Below are 1,296 nucleotides of genomic sequence, written 5' to 3' on the forward strand. Positions count from 1 at the left end.
ATTAAGCAATTACAACTTGGAGGAAGAGCTATGACTCTAGTTCGTTGGAACCCATGGAAAGACATCAACACCCTACAACGGGAACTTGACCAGCTATTTGACCATAGTTTTGTGCCCACTACTTTGCGAGAGTTTGGTCATTTAAAAAATGTTCCTGCTGCTGAACTAACCCAAACTGAAGATGCTATCACTCTGAAATTGGAAGTTCCAGGAATGGAAGCCAAAGACTTGAATGTAGAAGTCACAGATACTGTTGTTGCTATCAGTGGAGAACGGAAAGAAGAAACCAATACTGACGAAAAAGGCGTCAAGCGGTCTGAATTCCGTTATGGTAAATTCCAGCGGGTAATTCCTTTACCGGTTCGGGTTCAAAATACCAAAGTTGAGGCTGAGTACAAAGACGGTATCTTGAATCTGACCTTGCCTAAAGCGGAAGAGGAAAAAAACAAAGTTGTCAAAGTTAACTTGAACTAACTCTCTGGTTAGCTCAGTGCTCAGTGGGGTGCATCTCATATTTGAAAATATTACGTAGTGGCGTGGCACATTTAAAATGGTGCAATAAGCGTTTGTTGGGTTGAAGAATGAAACCCAACACCAGTAACGCTTTGTTGGGTTTCCCTACCGCTCAACCCAACAAACGTTTTTAGGTGTGCCACGCCAGTAGGGTGCGTTAGGGGCGGCTCGCCGTCATTTTCCAGCTCGTAGCCAGCTTTGGGAAAGTCCGCCCCGTAACGCACCACCGAATCAAACAGCTTTTAGGAGATGCACCCGCTCAGTGGCTGGTTAGCTCAGTGGCTGGTTAGCTCAGTGGCTGGCTAACTAGACTTCGGAAAATTACTTAGCTACTGGCATTTAGACTAAATCGTTACCTCAAAAAGCGATCGCTATCTCAACAAGCGATCGCTTTTTGTTTACATATACCTGTTTTAAATGGGGTGGCGACAAAATCATCCTATCATTCAGCAACGCCATCACTGGAGTCAATCGGATATTTTTCTGTAACTTATCCGGATAACTCAACTCGGCTGAGAAATAGAAAAATAGTAGATGCACCTTGATAGCCATCCCCCTGCAATCAAAGCGGGGGGTTTTTTAATTATAACCATGAAACCGATGAAACCAATACTCAAATCTGCCGCAACTTCCCTAATCTTAATGATTGCTATGGTTATATCTGCTAGCCCTGGCTCTGCGGAACCTCAAGGATTAAAGGGTAGCTACGTGGGAATTAGTAACGATGGCAGCACAATAAGTAATGATATCCTCAATCCCTTTGAGAATTTGCTGGGAATTGGC

Annotated in this window: 3 protein-coding genes; 2 read left to right on the forward strand and 1 reads right to left on the reverse strand. The window is 43.9% G+C overall.

Translation table 11 applies throughout. The features are described 5' to 3' along the window. Positions 1–30: 30 nt before the first annotated feature. Positions 31–474: an Hsp20/alpha crystallin family protein gene (locus tag F6K53_RS43130; protein ID WP_293086827.1), complete on the forward strand. Its 444-nt coding sequence runs from the start codon at positions 31–33 to the stop codon at positions 472–474. A 396-nt stretch (positions 475–870) separates the two neighbouring features. Here the strand turns inward: F6K53_RS43130 and F6K53_RS43135 are convergent, their stop codons facing one another. Further along, positions 871–1,065, reverse strand: coding sequence for a hypothetical protein (locus F6K53_RS43135; protein WP_293086822.1), 195 nt, complete (start codon positions 1,063–1,065; stop codon positions 871–873). A 48-nt stretch (positions 1,066–1,113) separates the two neighbouring features. On the opposite strand from F6K53_RS43135, the gene F6K53_RS43140 reads away from it, so the two are divergent. Next, positions 1,114–1,296, forward strand: a 183-nt coding sequence (locus tag F6K53_RS43140; RefSeq protein WP_293086825.1) for a hypothetical protein, incomplete at its 3' end; no start/stop codon positions are given.

The sequence above is a fragment of the Moorena sp. SIO4A1 genome (assembly GCF_010672065.1).
Lineage (GTDB): Bacteria > Cyanobacteriota > Cyanobacteriia > Cyanobacteriales > Coleofasciculaceae > Moorena.

Excerpts from the sequence above, each read along its gene's own strand:
- F6K53_RS43130 (WP_293086827.1), top strand. The coding sequence starts at position 31 with ATGACTCTAGTTCGTTGGAACCCATGGAAAGACATCAACACCCTACAA.
- F6K53_RS43135 (WP_293086822.1), bottom strand. The coding sequence starts at position 1,065 with ATGGCTATCAAGGTGCATCTACTATTTTTCTATTTCTCAGCCGAGTTG.